This is a genomic window from Paenibacillus sp. GM2FR (assembly GCF_002803325.1).
In the GTDB taxonomy this organism is placed as follows: domain Bacteria; phylum Bacillota; class Bacilli; order Paenibacillales; family Paenibacillaceae; genus Paenibacillus_AQ; species Paenibacillus_AQ lautus.
This window is the reverse complement of the sequence record NZ_MKZM01000012.1, coordinates 196,127-208,426: the sequence shown is the minus strand read 5'-3', so window position 1 is coordinate 208,426 and position 12,300 is coordinate 196,127. Positions and strand designations below refer to the sequence as shown.

Below are 12,300 nucleotides of genomic sequence, written 5' to 3'. Positions count from 1 at the left end.
GCTCCGTCAGGCTTTCGCCCATTGCGGAAGATTCCCTACTGCTGCCTCCCGTAGGAGTCTGGGCCGTGTCTCAGTCCCAGTGTGGCCGTTCACCCTCTCAGGTCGGCTACGCATCGTCGCCTTGGTGAGCCGTTACCCCACCAACTAGCTAATGCGCCGCAGGCCCATCCCCAAGTGACAGATCGCTCCGTCTTTCATTATTCCACAATGCTGCGAAATAAATTATCCGGTATTAGCTACCGTTTCCGGTAGTTATCCCAGTCTTGAGGGCAGGTTGCCTACGTGTTACTCACCCGTCCGCCGCTAACCTTCAGGAGTGCAAGCACTCCATCAGGTCCGCTCGACTTGCATGTATTAGGCACGCCGCCAGCGTTCGTCCTGAGCCAGGATCAAACTCTCCAATAAAGTTTGACTTGCTCATTTCTTAACTGACGAGAATTTGTTCAATTCTCTATTTCAACGTCCCACCAAAGTGGTTCGTTTTACTCACTCGTTGTTCAGTTTTCAAAGATCAACTTCGTTGTCTTTCGCCGAAAACTCATTTTCAGCGGCGACCTTTATAATATATCATGGCGCCCATCGTTTCGTCAAGAACTTTTTTTGAAAACTTTTTAATTCGACATTTTCTTAACCGAATTATCAAAGTCCCTTTCGAAGGGGCGAGTTATAATTTATCACAGAAACAGGTGGCTCGTCAACATGATTCGTCAAATTATTTTTACGACTTCTTGTAACAAACGTTCTGACGCATCTCAGCATGCCTTAGGACATCTTTTTATCTACCCTAACGTTAGATACTGTCTCCTAAAGGCGCTGTTTTATAACCGTATATCAAATACTTCGACACAAAAAAAGAAGGACTCGCGTCCTTCTTTAATCGGTATAGTACCGGATGGCTTCCGATCCATAGGATCGAACTCCTCTCCAAATCGGAACTTCCTTCACAAGTGATTGATAGACCAGCTTGCGCATCACGATCGGCAGCTCCTTGCCTACAGGTGCCAGCTCAGGGTGAAGAATAAGCTCCTGTATCGTCCAGGGATTCCGTCGGCTTCTTAATATGCGGAGCAACAGCGCTGATGAGCTCTCCAGCTTGGATATCATGGAGAATTCATATGCCAGCAGGGCCAGCTCCACTCGTTGCCCGAGCGTTTCCGTACTGACCGTAAGCTCTTCATATAATTTGCGGACGGGTGTATTCAATCCTGTAATCTGCTCCCAAACAGCCGACTCCGGATGAATCCCCCGTTCGATCAGCTCAAGCTGCCCCCAATAATGCAGACCTTCTAATAGAGTATGGTAAGCATCCAGAACCCGCTCTTCCTTCAAGAGCATCTTGGCATCTATATACTTTTGTAGGAAGTGGGCAAAACCAATAAACAATTTTTGCTCCCGGAACGGTTCAGCAAACCTAAGGAAATCACGGCGCAGATTGGACAGACGATCTTGATCGTCTTTTATGATATCTCCTTCTAGGAAGCATTTGATCAATACTTTGTATGTGCCGCTCAGGAGTTCCCGATGCAAATCGTCCAGCCCGATACTTACCACCTGGCAGCGTTCCCCGCCCACGATAGAATGCTGGATGGGAGGCTCGTCAGGTGTTCCGTCATACACGACAACAATATTGACCTCAAAATCATAAACAAGCAATCCTTGCTGCCTTTTGTCCGAATTACGGTATGCTATCGCCCCTACAGCTTCCTCATCAACCGTATTTCCATAATAAAAAGAAAAGTTGGTTAATTCCACGTTTCCCTCCATACATTCCTTGGCGAATTTCAGCCATTTCAGTTATAATGTAATTCTACATGTCCATGTAAGTTCCTTCTTTTAGGAGATAAGATCTTATGAAGACGATAAACGAAAATACAAGATTTCATTTCTCGGTTCACGTTATTTCATAAACAACTATTTGAATGACAGGAGTTTTCGAGCCATGATCTTTAAGAACGCAAAAATCAACGCCTTCCGCACTTGGGGATTGCTGCTGACGATGCTGGGTATGGGCCTTATGGTGCTTGGCACAGCCGGAATCGTATTTTTCGGCCAAGCTGGCAAAATATTTGCCGGAATCGGATTGGTGTTTGGCCTGATTATGATGCTGGGGAGTCTCGGCATTTACTTCTGGGCAGGTATGTTATCCACGAGTGCCGTCCAAATTCAGTGTCCGGAATGCAATAAATTGACCAAGATGTTGGGAAAAACGGACCGCTGCATGTTCTGCCATACCATTCTGACACTGGATCCAGGCCAAGCCAACATCACAGCAGAAGAGCTTGAAGCCCAGCAAACCAAATCCTAAAGGGGTTTGAAGAACTAGCCTATTCAATAGGATTCGCAACTCGTAAGACGATTAAACATAAAGAACCCGGTTATCCTCGCGATAACCGGGTTCTTTATTATGATGTGAGATAAGTTCTGTTAATCCTTAATCATGTATCGTCTTTAGAACATGCCAGGTTTCCGGAATGGCAAAGCTCCGGTTCCATGAAGCAATGCCGCCAAGCTTCAGCTTTTTAGCCATATTCACACGAGATTGCAGAGAAGTATCGTCCTCCATCCATATTTTCATAATGGATTCTCCCTCCGTGAATTGAACATAGTTCTGCCCTGTACTGGCATCCAGCGAGCCTTTCACTTTCTTTTCCTTAAGGAGAGTCTGCAGCTTCTCCATCCCAATCGCTTTGGAGGACACCTTCGCCTCTCCCGCTTCGCTTGTTTCCGTCCAGACCCGTGTATATAACGGTACGCCCAACACCAGCTTGGATGACGGTACCGCGTCCTCTTCCATGATTCGCCTTACCGACTGCTCGGCCCATGGCAGCGAGGATACGGATCCCGCTTTCGGACTCGTGGCCCAGTGCTCGTCATAAGCCATTACCATCATGTAATCAATCGTCTCTCCGAGCCGTTTCCGATCGAGAAAGAGCGACCACATCTCGCTGTTCGATTTTGGCGTCACATCGATGGAAACGATAAGCCCTCTGGCTTTGGCCAGCGGCTTCATTTCCCTCACGAACTGAACGACATGATCTTTATCTTTGGTGTGGACATTTTCAAAGTCAATATTGATTCCGTCAAGTTTATATTGTTTGGCATAAGCCAGCATCTGCTTGATAATATGCCATCTTCTATCGAAAGTAGACAACGCTTCGGTTGTCATGTCCGGATCGAAGCTGTTGTCCATCAGACCCCAAACCTCCATGTTCCTGTTATGGGCCCAGCTTACATACTGCTTAACCGCTTTGGATTTGACCGTGCCTTCACCATCCACAATGCTGAACCAGGTCGGGCTGACCACATTGACACCGGGCAGTTCGCCAATGCTATCCGTGCTGGGATTTTTGTTATAAACAGCTTCCCATGCCAGATTGACCGACTTATCCTTCCATTCAAGCTCTGCCCGAGAAGGAGTCTGCGCAAGCGTCGGAATTTCCTTTACGTCCCCAAGTTTAACCTGCTCTTTAGGAACATATCCCGTATATCCGTTATCCGCCTGGACGAATAACCGCCCCTCTTCTTCACGCCATACGCGAAGGCGCTCACCGGCCGGCATATCCAGTACAATTGGAGACTTCTTCTCCCCGCTCTCACGCAGAGCCACGGTTTCCTCAGGATTACCGGGTGCTGCTTCGGCAAGCTGAATCGAATCCCCTGCACGCATCAGAATGATGGCGCCTGTCGTCGTGTCCTCGTGAACGGTCACGCCATAATGCTGTTTGAGCGGCTTAATCGGAACATAGGCAATGCCGTCAATCAGCTTAGGTGCGTAGGCAATGGTAACCGCCTTGCCGTTCAGCTCGCCCTTCGTGCTGTCCATCTTCATGCGGAATACGGATTCCGAAGTCGTTACAAGGACGGATTTTGTTTCCTGCTCATAACGGATGTTGGCATCCACGCTCTCCTGAATAATCGTTATCGGCAGCAGCAGCTCTTCACCGGAGCCCTGGGCAGGCTGTTCCTGCAGTTCCCCCTGAACAAAAATCGGCTTGTCCATTCCACGCCAGTCCGGCACCGTATAGGTCTGGTTGGGAAATAATGTGGTGACAACCCACCAGACCCCAGCCGCGATCAGCAGTAACCCCAGAAAGAAAGAGCTTCCTCTCGTACGCCTCTTCTTTCCCCGATATCTTCTTCTTGCCAAACTACTCCCCCATTTCACTCTCGCTCATTACTAACCCCTTATCGTTGAATAACGCCCTTAAAAATAAAAACGTGTGGAATGGTTCATTCCGCACGTTTATCTATAACAACCGGCGTCTATTGGCAGGACTTGCAGAGCCCATACAGCTCCATTCGTAGTCCCTTTACTTCAAATCCGGTGCTCTTCTCAGCCTGTATTCCAACATCTTCAAGGGACGGATAGCTGAAATCTTCGATTTTACCGCAACTCTGACATATGACATGATGATGATCCGATACGTTGGCGTCGAAACGACTCGAGTTGTCCCCGTACGTCAGCTCACGCACCATGCCGGCTTCAATAAACATTTTTAGATTGTTGTATACTGTGGCTACGCTCATACTAGGAAAATTAGGTTCCAGAGCCCGATAAATATCATCCGCTGTCGGATGGCCCATAGATTCCACCAGATACGTTAAAATCGCATGACGTTGCGGCGTGATACGGACACCGGTCGTTTTCAGTTGTTCCAGCGCATGCTGTACGGACGTTCCCATGGTTGCCCACCGCCTTTAAGTTAACTGGTTTTTACCAAACCTATAACGTTCTTAGAATTCATTGTACGGCGTTTCTTGGAATGTTGTCAATCCGGCAGAGGCGTCCAGCCCCCGTTGTTCCGGCCTTCCTCCTGTTCCGGATAGCTTCGGAAGATGTTCAGATTACTGTTTCCCTCAATACGAATGGAATGTTCGCCTGTACCGGATTCGCCGGAGATGGTTTTCTGTTCGATCAGAAGATTGGGCAGCGTCGTCAGAATTCTTCCGTAGCTAATCGTCCCTTCAAGCTTGTAATCGCCCTCGAGTGGAACGTGAAGATTCATCTCGCCGACCGCACTATATACATTCCAATCGCCACCAATGCGGGATGAACGTATAGCCACTCCGCCATTGAGAGATTCAGCGCTTAATTGCGACTCTGCCCCGCTGATCAGAATGTTGCCGTTTCTCGTCTGAACCCGGATATGATCAGTCGTTCGCTTTACCGTCATATTCCCCACTTGCGTGGTCAAATCCGTTTCGCCCGTAATATCGACCGCCAGCATATTCCCGCGGTTGGTGGACATTTTAATATTACCGGTAACGCCGCGCGCCGTAATTTCGCCATTTAAGGTCTTACCCGTCACATTTCCGTAAATCCGATCCATCGTAATCGGCCCGTTACCACTCTCCAGCAAAATATTCTCAATCGCTTCCACGCGGTTTAAGGTAATGGCTCCGTTCATCGTCCGTATCTCAAAATTGAATCGCCGATCATCCGGAACCGCGATGTTCACGTTCATACGGGGCTGCCGTTTACCCGATTCACCATAGGCCTTCCCCTTGGATCGAATCGTGATCGTCTTGCCTTCCCCCACTTCGATCGTCGACTGCTCGGCGATCGCTTCAGCCAAACCGGGCTGCTCATGATCCACCCATACTTCCGTCTCCACCTTGATATCATCTACATCCTGCCGTGTGATGGAGATATCCCCGTTTAAGTGATCGACGATGATTTTCTCGGTTTCAAGCTCCACCGGAATCTCCAATATCGGCTTCTGAAACCGGTTATCTTCAGCTTCGCTATAATCCACTCCCGCTGCCGTCAAGTTCAGGCTCACCCGGTTCCAGAGATGGAGAAAATGCTCCTGCTGGGAAATGACGAATACGGAGGCCGTAACAGCCACTGCCAGCAGAATCCCCCTCATGTCGGGCCGAAACCGAAGTTCTTTGCGTCTGCCCAAGACACGCGACAGCGTGTACCTGACTAAATATTCAACGCCGAGCAGGATAAACAACAGCGGCCACCAACGCCGGAGCATAAATATATAATCCGTGCCTTTCCACTCGTCAAGGAGCAACAACACGCCTGTACAGACAAGCAGTAAGGCGGCTGTATACCGTCCCACTCTAATTTTATGTTTCATCCGTCTCCTCCCCTCGTCTTATGACGCGGCCATGACCACCGTGCCGCTGTACGTGTACTATAGGGATTTGCCCTTGTCTCTTCGGTGCCGGAGAGCTTCCCGGATTCCCGCCCATATCCCGATAACAATCAGCATGATGGCAGAGGCTTCCGCACCATAGTCGCGGATTCCTGCCTGCAGCCAAGGCGGCTTCTGGTGAAACAAAATGAGCAGGGCCCCGGTAGCAACCAACATGATGCCAAAAGCGATTCCCCGCTCACCCCGGAACGGATGGTTCCATCCTCGTCCGTCCTTCGAAGCAGCAACGGCTGCCTCACCGCGCCTTTTTCGAGAGATAATATATTCCGCTGCCTGCAGCACGTCATACACGTTATAAAAATATCCTACCGGAATCAGAAGACCCAAAACGACAAGCAGCGGTACATTAATCTGCATACCGATGGAAGAGAAGTATAAAAGCGCCGATATATCCAGCAGCAGCAGCATCACAAATGTTATCCCCTTGCGGTACATACCGAGGTACACATGACCCAGACCCGGAATGAGAGCGGCTAATAGAAGTGCATATAATTTCCGCTTTTTTCGCTGCAGCCCCGGGTGACGCTTAACCTGAATCGAAAGCCGTTTCTTCTTGCTGACTTCGGTTTGTGGTTCGGGTGTTGGATTCATAACCTTCTCGCCTCCTTCCAAACATCCTGGGACAGGCGTTGTTTTACGATGTTTTTCTTTGATAGTACCCCAACGAGGTGCCGAAGTAACTGGCAAAAAACTGGATAGGCCGTCCGCAGAAAGCCGGCGAACCTACAAAAAAACGGCACCGCCGGTGGTTCAGCAGTTGCCGTTTGTTATGGTTCATTCCATATCCTATTCAGCCGTTACCATGGTAACATGGCCGATCCCCCGCAACTGCCGGGTGATCTCCATCGGTTCGAATTTGCGATCGGTCAAGACTTGCAGCGAGATTTCGAGCCCTAATACCGCAGGCTGCAGCTCCCCGTATGCCGCACTGCTTCGTTCGTTAACGATAAGCTTCTTGATCACGAATTCCTGTTCCTCCAGAACAGCGGATATGTCATCCAAAATATTCGGCGTATTCGCTGCATGGATGGTGATCAGATGCAATTTACTGCCGCGGATGTAACGCTGCTCCAGCTTATTGAAGACAACCAGATTAAGAAGAATGAGCACCGTCGATACAATCGAGGCAAAATAAAACCCGGCCCCAACAGCCAACCCCACAGCTCCCACAACCCAGATGGACGCGGCGGTGGTTAATCCGGTAATGGATTTACCGGTAAACAGAATGGTACCGGCACCCAAGAAACCGATCCCCGTAATGACGGCCGTGGCCAAGCGCGCAGGGTCAATCCGAACGTTAATCTCGTCTACAAAATCGGAGAAACCGTAAATGGATAACAGCATAATAAGGGTTGAACCCAAGCATACCAATATATGCGTGCGCAGTCCTGCAGCATGGTTGGAACGTTCCCGTTCAAAACCGATCAAGCCGCCAAGCAGCATAGCCAGCAGCAATCTTAATAAAATGGATACATTATCTATCACCCAAGGATTATTCAAAAGAACGATACTCCCCTCACGTCGGCTTCAATCGCTTATGCTGATATCATTCAGTGTATATGAAGATGAAACTCGGTCAATTCCACGCCCGGAGCAACCTCAAAAGCGTGATTCTTTACAAACCCGAATTTCTCATACAACGTTACCGCAGGCGTATTACGCGTCCCTGTCGAGACTACGAACATGGGCGCCTCCTTGTAGCATTCCAACACATGTCGAATTAAAGTCCCCGCGATTCCTTTGCGGAAATGACCGGGATGGACCATCATCCGTGATATGGTGACCTGCTCCTGTTCCGGCTCTACCGCAATAGCTCCGATAAGATCGCCTTCTTCATTTATATAACCAAAAAAGGTTTCCCCGCTCGCGCGGATCGTATCGAAGGTATCCTGCAGCGGAGGGATTTCCGAGAATCCGATTAATTCAGCTTCCAAAGGGTACGCCATATGCTGCAGACTCCATATCTGCTGGACGGTATCCCTATCCTCCAAAGATAAAGCTCTTATCATGTATTCATCCCCTAACCTAGTTATTATAAGAAAAACGTCTACGGCGTACTCTCCAAGAAGACAGACCGGGTTTAGTGTAGTTTTTCTTGCGATATCAGGCAGCAGCCTCTCCGAAGTTCATACTTTCTGATATCTTAAAAAGGAACTTGCCCCTAATACGGGACAAGCTCCCATTATCTAAATACATTTCGGGAACATGACGGATGAACGTTGATTATCCGTTCAGCACCTCAACCAGCAGTTTGTTGGCCAGCGCAGGATTGGCTTTTCCCTTGCTCTCTTTCATCACTTGACCAACCAGGAAGCCGATCGCTTTCTGTTTACCCGCCTTGTAGTCCTCCACGGATTGCGGATTGTTTGCAACCACCTGCTCGACGATGCTCTTGATCGCACCTTCATCGCTGATTTGGACGAGGCCCTTCTCCTCAACGATTTGCGCAGGCAGCTTGCCGCTCTCCAGCATCTCTTTGAAGACGGTTTTGGCGATTTTGCTGCTGATGGTTCCCTTCTCGATCAATCCGATCATTTCGCCGAGGCCTTGGCCCGTGATTTTCACTTCAGACAGTTCCAGATTGTTCGAGTTCAAATAACCCAGCAAATCCCCCATGATCCAGTTCGATACGGATTTGGCATCCTTCGTATAGTTCAGGCTGTCCTCAAAGAAGTCGGCGAGCAGCTTGGACGACGTGATAACCGCAGCGTCATAGTCCGGCAAACCATACTCTGAAGCATAGCGGGCCTTACGGGCATCCGGAAGCTCCGGAATCGTTGCACGAACTGATTCCTTCCACTCCTCACTAATATGCACCGATACGAGGTCCGGGTCCGGGAAATAACGGTAGTCGTGCGCCTGCTCCTTCCCGCGCATGGAGAAGGTTTTCGCCTGGGCTTCGTCCCAGCGGCGGGTTTCCTGTACAATCACGCCGCCCTCATCGAGAATTTCCGTCTGCCGGTACTGCTCATATTCCAAACCGCGCTGTACGCCGCGGAAAGAGTTCATATTCTTCAGCTCGGCCTTCGTGCCGAGTTCCTTCTGTCCCCAAGGACGAAGACTGATGTTAGCGTCGCAGCGAAGCGAGCCCTCTTCCATCTTCACATCCGAAACGTCGCAGTATTGCATAATCGCACGCATTTTCTCCAGATAAGCCTTGGCTTCCTCCGGCGTTGAGATCTCAGGTTCGGACACGATCTCAACAAGAGGCGTGCCTACGCGGTTAAAGTCAACCAGCGATGCATATCCGCCATCCACGTGCGTGAGTTTACCGGCATCCTCCTCCAGATGAAGCCGGGTAATCCCGATTCGTTTCGTCTTTCCGTCCACCTCAATATCGATCCAGCCGTTTTCACCGATCGGCTGATCGTACTGGGAAATCTGGTAGGCTTTCGGAGAATCCGGGTAGAAGTAGTTCTTGCGGTCAAATTTGCTGACATCGCCAATGGTGCAGTTCAGCGCCATCGCAGCCTTCATAGCATATTCCACAGCCTGGCGGTTTAATACGGGCAGCACGCCGGGATGGCCAAGACAGATGGGACATGTATGTGTGTTCGGCGGGGCTCCAAACGCAGTGGAGCAGCCGCAAAATATTTTGGAATTCGTATGCAGCTCTACGTGCACTTCCAATCCGATAACCGTTTCATATTTTGATGTAGACATCGATTGTTTCCCTCCTTCTCTGCCGCCGGTTTACAGTTCAGGGCGCCGTTTGTGGTGTTCAGTATTTTGCTCGTAGGCATGCGCGACGCGCAGCACGGTCGACTCATCAAAGGCTTTGCCGATAATTTGCATGCCAACGGGTAGTCCGTCCGCAAATCCGCAAGGAACACTCACTGCCGGCACACCTGCCAGGCTGACAGGAATCGTCAGGATATCATTCAAATACATCGTCAGCGGATCGTCCACCTGAGCTCCCAGCTTGAAAGCCGTAGTCGGAGCTGTCGGTCCGATGATGACATCATATTGCTCGAATACTTTATCGAAGTCCTGCTTGATGAGCGTGCGGGCTTTCTGCGCCTTCAAATAATAGGCGTCGTAATAACCCGAGCTAAGCGCATAGGTACCCAGCATGATGCGGCGTTTCACCTCATCGCCGAAGCCTTGGCTGCGGGACTCATGATACAAGTCAATCAGGCTGCCTGCATTGTCGGAACGAACGCCATAGCGCACGCCGTCAAAGCGGGCCAGGTTCGAAGAGGCCTCCGAAGAAGCAAGCAAATAATACGTTGCTACCGCATAGTCGGTATGCGGCAGGGAAACTTCATCCCAGGTAGCGCCCAGCGCTTCGAGCACCTTCAGTGCGTTCAGGACGGTTTCCTTTACTTCAGCGTCTACGCCCTCGCCCAGGTATTCCTTAGGCACAGCAATGCGAAGACCGGTAACGTCTCCGGATAACGCGCTCAGATAGTCGGGCACGTCCACTTTTGCAGATGTCGAATCCATTGGATCATAACCGGCAATGGCTTGCAGGACGTAAGCGGAATCTTCCACATTTTTTGTCAAAGGTCCGATCTGATCCAGCGATGAGGCAAAGGCAACAAGACCGAACCGGGATACGAGGCCATAGGTTGGTTTCAGTCCCACGACACCGCAATAAGAGGCAGGCTGCCTGATGGAACCGCCTGTATCCGACCCCAGCGCAAAGTAAGCTTCGCCTGCAGCTACGGCCGCAGCCGAGCCGCCGCTGGATCCACCGGGTACCCGATCTAAATCCCATGGGTTTCGCACAGGGTAGAAGCTGGAGTTCTCATTGGAGCCCCCCATTGCAAATTCATCCATGTTCAGCTTGCCGATCGTCACCGTATCCGCTGCACGCAATTTATCGACAACCGTCGCATCATAAACCGGCGTGAAATTGGACAAAAACTGACTTGCGCATGTGGTGCGAAGCCCTTCTGTCACGATATTATCCTTGATTCCGACAGGAAGCCCGAACAACAGTCCGCGCGTCCCCTCTGAAGCCAGCTTCTCATCCAAAGCCTTGGCGGATGAACGAGCACCCTCTTCGTCCAAAGTAATAAATGCCTTCACCCGATCCTCACGTTCGGAAATACGAGTAAAAGCTTGGTCAACCAGATCGGTTACGGAAAGCTCCTTATTCTGCAGCTTATTATGTATCTCCGTTAACTTGTAATCAAACAGACTCAAGTGTGTATCCTCCCTTCAGGCTATTCCAAAACAGCAGGTACTTTAATTTGATCGTCTTCTTCATCCGGTGCGTTAAGCAGCACCTTCTCGATAGGTAAGCTCTCTCGCACCTCGTCTTCTCTCATGACATTGCTGAGATGAAGCACGTGTGTAGTCGGCTCAACACCTTCTGTATCCAATTCATTTAACTTCTCGGCATATTGTAAAATCGCGTTCAGTTGGCCGGTAAACATCTGCTCTTCTTCAGGCGTCAAATTCAAACGGGCCAGCTTCGCTACATGCTGAACATCCTTATCGGTAATGCTCATGGCTTTACATCCTCCTTCATGCCCCTATCCAGTTAAAGGGGTAAAGTCTGTCACGACAACTTTTCTCATTATATTGTAGAAGCATGCAAGATTCAATCCAAACAGCTTGAAGCTTGCCGCTTCGGAGTTACTTTTCCATTCCATCAAAAAAGAGTCGGCCTCAGCCGACTCTTCTAAATCCAAGCACGAAGATTCACTTGTTTGATGAAATCCGCCTGGGATATTGCTTCCTTGGTTTCTTCTTCCTCTTCAACACTTTCCAACTCGCCGTTCATCACTTGATGAAACAGCTTCTCATTATATGTCGACAGGGCGAAATCGATGAGCGCTTCCCGCTCGACCCGCTCAGCTTCCTGCTTCAACACGATTGATTCCAGCTCTACATCATCTGCCGGAACAAAAAAATTACGGTTGAGGCTCGGAATCCGAATGACGTAATCGAACGCATTGTCCGGATTTCGGTCATAAGCGATGATATAACCGTATTGACCGATTGGAAGATTCTGCTCAAAGGCGTCCGCAACGATTGTAATCTTTTCCCCTAAACGCAGCATCGTCTACCTCCTGAGTTGTCTATCCTTTTTTAAGAGATAAGAAAATATAAACTTCAGAGGCTTATCATCCTTATCTCGCAAGAAAAACTTCCGCTAAATACGGTCTCTCTTCTGATAACG

General features: G+C 49.7%; 12 protein-coding genes and 1 rRNA gene. 1 reads left to right on the top strand and 12 read right to left on the bottom strand.

Annotated features, from left to right (window positions below):
- A 16S ribosomal RNA gene (locus PAEVO_RS32265) occupies positions 1 to 405 on the bottom strand; the annotation flags it as partial.
- A 468-nt stretch (positions 406 to 873) separates the two neighbouring features.
- Positions 874 to 1,752 (bottom strand): nucleotidyltransferase-like protein, encoded by an 879-nt coding sequence (locus tag PAEVO_RS32260; RefSeq protein ID WP_100541524.1) that lies wholly within the window; start codon positions 1,750 to 1,752, stop codon positions 874 to 876.
- 187 nt (positions 1,753 to 1,939) lie between these two features.
- Here PAEVO_RS32260 and PAEVO_RS32255 point away from each other — a divergent pair, with 187 nt between their 5' ends.
- The gene (locus PAEVO_RS32255; protein WP_076325456.1) at positions 1,940 to 2,305 is read left to right on the top strand and encodes a YgzB family protein; all 366 of its coding nucleotides are present in this window, start codon (positions 1,940 to 1,942) and stop codon (positions 2,303 to 2,305) included.
- A 126-nt stretch (positions 2,306 to 2,431) separates the two neighbouring features.
- Here the strand turns inward: PAEVO_RS32255 and PAEVO_RS32250 are convergent, their stop codons facing one another.
- The 10 genes from PAEVO_RS32250 to PAEVO_RS32205 form a co-directional block, all read right to left on the bottom strand.
- On the bottom strand, positions 2,432 to 4,147 hold the full coding sequence (locus tag PAEVO_RS32250) for a glycosyl hydrolase family 18 protein (RefSeq protein ID WP_100541523.1): 1,716 nt from the start codon (positions 4,145 to 4,147) through the stop codon (positions 2,432 to 2,434).
- A 116-nt stretch (positions 4,148 to 4,263) separates the two neighbouring features.
- Positions 4,264 to 4,683, bottom strand: coding sequence for a peroxide-responsive transcriptional repressor PerR (gene perR, locus PAEVO_RS32245; RefSeq protein WP_071219580.1), 420 nt, complete (start codon positions 4,681 to 4,683; stop codon positions 4,264 to 4,266).
- Between the two features lie 86 nt (positions 4,684 to 4,769).
- Positions 4,770 to 6,089 carry a DUF4097 family beta strand repeat-containing protein gene (locus tag PAEVO_RS32240; protein WP_100541522.1) on the bottom strand — a complete coding sequence of 440 codons (1,320 nt, stop codon included), beginning with the start codon at positions 6,087 to 6,089 and terminating at the stop codon, positions 4,770 to 4,772.
- 57 nt (positions 6,090 to 6,146) lie between these two features.
- A complete protein-coding gene (locus PAEVO_RS32235) occupies positions 6,147 to 6,758 on the bottom strand; it encodes a hypothetical protein (RefSeq protein WP_100541521.1) in 612 nt (203 codons plus the stop codon).
- 195 nt (positions 6,759 to 6,953) lie between these two features.
- Positions 6,954 to 7,667, bottom strand: a complete 714-nt coding sequence (locus PAEVO_RS32230; protein WP_100541520.1) for an MgtC/SapB family protein — start codon at positions 7,665 to 7,667, stop codon at positions 6,954 to 6,956.
- Between the two features lie 50 nt (positions 7,668 to 7,717).
- The gene (locus tag PAEVO_RS32225) at positions 7,718 to 8,176 is read right to left on the bottom strand and encodes a GNAT family N-acetyltransferase (protein WP_100541519.1); all 459 of its coding nucleotides are present in this window, start codon (positions 8,174 to 8,176) and stop codon (positions 7,718 to 7,720) included.
- Positions 8,177 to 8,390: 214 nt separating this feature from the next.
- Positions 8,391 to 9,830: an Asp-tRNA(Asn)/Glu-tRNA(Gln) amidotransferase subunit GatB gene (gene gatB, locus PAEVO_RS32220; RefSeq protein WP_100541518.1), complete on the bottom strand. Its 1,440-nt coding sequence runs from the start codon at positions 9,828 to 9,830 to the stop codon at positions 8,391 to 8,393.
- Between the two features lie 30 nt (positions 9,831 to 9,860).
- A complete protein-coding gene (gene gatA, locus PAEVO_RS32215; protein ID WP_100541517.1) occupies positions 9,861 to 11,318 on the bottom strand; it encodes an Asp-tRNA(Asn)/Glu-tRNA(Gln) amidotransferase subunit GatA in 1,458 nt (485 codons plus the stop codon).
- A 20-nt stretch (positions 11,319 to 11,338) separates the two neighbouring features.
- Positions 11,339 to 11,626, bottom strand: coding sequence for an Asp-tRNA(Asn)/Glu-tRNA(Gln) amidotransferase subunit GatC (gene gatC, locus PAEVO_RS32210; RefSeq protein WP_071219587.1), 288 nt, complete (start codon positions 11,624 to 11,626; stop codon positions 11,339 to 11,341).
- Positions 11,627 to 11,799: 173 nt separating this feature from the next.
- Positions 11,800 to 12,180: an ATPase gene (locus PAEVO_RS32205; RefSeq protein ID WP_071219588.1), complete on the bottom strand. Its 381-nt coding sequence runs from the start codon at positions 12,178 to 12,180 to the stop codon at positions 11,800 to 11,802.
- Positions 12,181 to 12,300 lie beyond the last annotated feature (120 nt).

Excerpts from the sequence above, each read along its gene's own strand:
- PAEVO_RS32255 (WP_076325456.1), top strand. The coding sequence starts at position 1,940 with ATGATCTTTAAGAACGCAAAAATCAACGCCTTCCGCACTTGGGGATTG.
- perR (WP_071219580.1), bottom strand. The coding sequence starts at position 4,683 with ATGGGAACGTCCGTACAGCATGCGCTGGAACAACTGAAAACGACCGGT.
- PAEVO_RS32240 (WP_100541522.1), bottom strand. The coding sequence starts at position 6,089 with ATGAAACATAAAATTAGAGTGGGACGGTATACAGCCGCCTTACTGCTT.
- PAEVO_RS32235 (WP_100541521.1), bottom strand. The coding sequence starts at position 6,758 with ATGAATCCAACACCCGAACCACAAACCGAAGTCAGCAAGAAGAAACGG.
- PAEVO_RS32225 (WP_100541519.1), bottom strand. The coding sequence starts at position 8,176 with ATGATAAGAGCTTTATCTTTGGAGGATAGGGATACCGTCCAGCAGATA.
- gatB (WP_100541518.1), bottom strand. The coding sequence starts at position 9,830 with ATGTCTACATCAAAATATGAAACGGTTATCGGATTGGAAGTGCACGTA.
- gatC (WP_071219587.1), bottom strand. The coding sequence starts at position 11,626 with ATGAGCATTACCGATAAGGATGTTCAGCATGTAGCGAAGCTGGCCCGT.
- PAEVO_RS32205 (WP_071219588.1), bottom strand. The coding sequence starts at position 12,180 with ATGCTGCGTTTAGGGGAAAAGATTACAATCGTTGCGGACGCCTTTGAG.